Here is a 3,533-nt window from a genome sequence, read left to right as displayed (position 1 = left end):
GTACGGAGGCACGCCGATTCTGTGCTAGTGCGGAGACTGTTCACCCGGTGGACAGCATCCGGTTGGATCAGATTCCGATGCGGACGACCCACCAGTTGTCTGCGTAGATCGGGCCGATTCGCAGCGGTGTTCCGGCGCGTGATGCGTGCAGGATCTTGTTGTCGCCGGCGTAGAAGCCGATGTGCCCGTCGCTGACGATCAGGTCGCCGGGGACGGCGTCCGCGATGGAAATTCGCGTTCCCATGTTGCCCTGGGCCGTCGAGGAATGCGGCATGTTGACGCCGAACTGGGCGTACACATACTTCACGAAGCCGGAGCAATCGAAGCCGGCCGGGGTCGCCCCGCCGTAGACGTACGGCACACCCTGGTACTGCAGCGCGACCGAGTAGACCTGGGCGAGGCTGAAGTTGGGGTACGGCGGCGCCTTCACGAGGTCCTCAGCTGAGGGGCCGGAGAAGCTCTTCTGCGTTTCGGTGAACGTCGCTCGCTGGGCGGCGGCGTTCGCTGCGTCTGCAGCGGCTTTCGCTGCGTCTGCAGCGGCTTTCGCTGCGTCGGCGGCGGCTTTCGCTGCCGCCTCGGCGGCAGCCTTGGCCGCTGCCGCAGCAGCGTTCGCAGCGGCAAGCTCGGCTTCGGTTGTGGCCGAATAACCGTCGCGGGCGACGGCGTTGGCGGTGACGCCGGCATCGACGGAGAGCGACTGCGCGCCTGCTTCCTTCAGCGAATGGAGCGAGGAGTGGCCCGCCGCATCCGTTGCCGGCGTGAAGGCGTATGCCGGCAGCGCCATGGTGGCGAAGAGGCCGGGAACGACGAGCGCCATGATCGCGGTTGAGCGCCACGCGCGCCAGCCCGACTTGCCGGGGCTTCTCGGGGCGGAAGCTGGGCCGGTTGGTGCGGCGAGTGGTGCGGCGCTGCGGGAGGCCGCGAGGCGTGGAGAGACCGCTGCCTGCTTCGCAACGGTGCTGGAGCCCGAAGGCTGCAACGAATTCCCGAGTGACTCAGGATCGGTAGAAATGGCCAAGGTCAGAACCTCCGGCGCCTCGCACAGCCGTTAGGGCAGCTGTCTCATCCGCGAAAAATATCGGGATCTCCGGCACAGGGAGACGAGTAAGTGAGGCGCCCTGCGCTGGGTCCTGCGATCGACGTGCGACCTTCAGACTCATCCGAGGGTACGTGACCGTTACCGATTTGTCACCAAAAACGACAGATTTCTAACGAATTCATAACGACGTACAAGCGACGGATGCCAGCGGCGCTCGCTGGGCGCGAACACCGAAGCTCTGTAAACCGGGCTATGCGTCCTGGACGAAGATGTGCCCGGCGACCTCATTGGGCAGCTCGAGGCCGTCGCCGAAACCGTCGACCCGAACGAGAACGTACGATCCGACCGCGGAGAAGACGCCGATGTTGCCGGGCATCACACCGGCCTGCTTGAGCTGAAGCAGCAGCTCGGGGTCGACCTGTGCCGGCTCGCCGAGGCGGCGGATCGTCGCTGTGATCGCGCTTGTGGATCCGCGCACCAGTTCGACGAGGTTCGTGACGCCATGGGAGAACGTACCGGCGGGCGTGTCGCCCAACTCGTCAAGGCCGGGAATCGGGTTGCCATACGGCGACTCGGTGGGGTGGTCGAGCATTGCCAGGAGCTTGCGCTCGACCTGCTCGCTCATCACGTGTTCCCAGCGACAGGCTTCCTCGTGAACGAATTCCCACTCCAGCCCGATGACGTCGCTGAGGAGGCGTTCGGCGAGCCGGTGTTTGCGCATCACGTGGATGGCTTTCCGCCGGCCGGGAACGGTCAATTCGAGGTGCCGATCACCGGAGACCACGACGAGGCCGTCCCGCTCCATCCGCCCGACCGTCTGTGACACCGTCGGACCCGAGTGCCCGAGCCGCTCAGAGATCCGTGCCCGCAGGGGCACAATGTTCTCTTCTTCCAGCTCAAGAATCGTACGAAGGTACATCTCGGTGGTGTCAATCAGATCTGTCATTGACGTCTCCCCAGGGTTCAGCGCAGTTGCGACCAGCCTACCGGTCCCCCCTGAGCGGTTCGGGCCGCCCGCCGCGCTCGCCCGCTTCGCACCGCGACGGCATGCTGGAGCTTCTACAATGAGCGGATGCCAGAGATTTCCCTCCCCCCAGAACTCCTGCCCGCCGATGGTCGCTTCGGTTGCGGCCCTTCAAAAGTCCGGGCGGAGCAGGTGGACGCCATCGTTCGCGCCGGCGCCAATCTGCTCGGCACCTCTCACAGGCAGGCTCCGGTCAAGAACCTCGTCGGCAGTGTCCGCTCCGGGTTTGAGACCCTGTTTTCACTTCCGGAGGGCTACGAGGTCATCCTCGGCAACGGCGGGTCGACCGCGTTCTGGGATGCCGCCGCATTCGGCCTGATCGAACGCCGCAGCGAGAACCTCACCTTCGGAGAATTCGGCCAGAAGTTCGCCCAGGCTGCCGCGGCACCGTGGCTCGAGGCACCGCTTGTCCGCGACGCCCCCGGTGGTTCGCGCAGTGAGGTCGAGGTCGCCGAAGGCATCGACGTCTACGCCTGGCCGCACAACGAGACATCCACCGGCGTCATGGCCCCGGTGCGACGTGTCGTCGGCGACGACGGCGCCCTCACCGTCATCGATGCGACGAGCGCCGCCGGCGGCATCTCGATCGACGCGAGCGAAACGGATGTCTACTACTTCGCGCCTCAGAAGAATTTCGCGTCGGACGGCGGATTGTGGTTCGCGTTGTTCTCGCCCGCGGCACTCGAACGTGTGGAACGCGTCGCGGCATCCGGTCGTTACATTCCCGAGTTCCTCAGCCTCAAGAATGCGGTGGACAACTCCCGCCTCAACCAGACGCTGAACACACCGGCGCTGGCGACGCTCGTGATGCTGAACAGCCAGCTCGAGTGGATGAACGGCAACGGTGGCCTGGACTGGGCTTCGGCGCGCACCGCCGAGTCGTCGTCGCACCTGTACGCCTGGGCAGAGAAGACGTCGTACACGACTCCGTTCGTGTCGAATCCGGAGCACCGCTCGCAGGTCGTCGTCACAATCGACTTCGACGACTCGATCGACGCCGCCGCGATCGCCAAGGTCCTTCGTGCCAACGGCATCATCGACACCGAGCCGTACCGGAAGCTCGGCAGGAACCAGTTGCGCGTCGCGACCTTCACCGCAATCGAGCCTGAAGACGTTCGCCAGCTCACCCGCAGCATCGAGTACGTCGTCGCCGCACTGTAACGACGGGACGATCACGAAAGGCCCCTCCCCGGCGGGGGCTTTCGTGATGATCGAGCGGGCGGTTGTTGCTCAGCAGCCGCGCTCAGTAGCTGCGGTCGATGCCCTCGTTGTCGGAGCCGCTGGCGTCGTCGAGTTCGTCGTCATCATCCGACTCGTCGTCGTCATCGTCATCGTCATCGGTCTCGTCGTCGTCATCGGACTCGTCTTCGTCTTCGTCGTCGTCATCGTCGTCATAGTCATCGTCATCCTCGTCGTCGTCCTCGTCGTCCACCTCGTCGTACTCCTCCTCGTCATCGACGTCGAAATAAA

At 64.9% G+C, this 3,533-nt stretch carries 4 protein-coding genes; 2 read left to right on the top strand and 2 right to left on the bottom strand.

Annotation, left to right across the window (positions count from 1 at the left end):
- Window positions 1-67 precede the first annotated feature (67 nt).
- Entirely contained in the window at window positions 68-1,018 is a 951-nt protein-coding gene (locus ACLQ62_RS04070) for a C40 family peptidase (RefSeq protein ID WP_411720395.1), read from the bottom strand.
- A gap of 271 nt (window positions 1,019-1,289) precedes the next feature.
- The gene (locus ACLQ62_RS04065; protein ID WP_411720394.1) at window positions 1,290-1,985 is read right to left on the bottom strand and encodes a metal-dependent transcriptional regulator; all 696 of its coding nucleotides are present in this window, start codon (window positions 1,983-1,985) and stop codon (window positions 1,290-1,292) included.
- 126 nt (window positions 1,986-2,111) lie between these two features.
- On the opposite strand from ACLQ62_RS04065, the gene serC reads away from it, so the two are divergent.
- Window positions 2,112-3,224, top strand: a complete 1,113-nt coding sequence (gene serC, locus ACLQ62_RS04060; protein WP_411720393.1) for a phosphoserine transaminase — start codon at window positions 2,112-2,114, stop codon at window positions 3,222-3,224.
- A gap of 46 nt (window positions 3,225-3,270) precedes the next feature.
- Window positions 3,271-3,533 (top strand): hypothetical protein (locus tag ACLQ62_RS04055; RefSeq protein WP_411720392.1); only part of this gene is annotated, 263 nt, incomplete at its 3' end.

The organism is Mycetocola sp., from assembly GCF_046716805.1.
Classification (GTDB): Bacteria; Actinomycetota; Actinomycetes; order Actinomycetales; family Microbacteriaceae; genus Mycetocola_A.
This window is presented reverse-complemented; position numbering and strand designations above follow the sequence as displayed.

Bases quoted from the DNA above. Each gene is read 5' to 3' on its own strand.
- serC (WP_411720393.1), top strand. From the start codon at position 2,112: ATGCCAGAGATTTCCCTCCCCCCAGAACTCCTGCCCGCCGATGGTCGC.
- ACLQ62_RS04065 (WP_411720394.1), bottom strand. From the start codon at position 1,985: ATGACAGATCTGATTGACACCACCGAGATGTACCTTCGTACGATTCTT.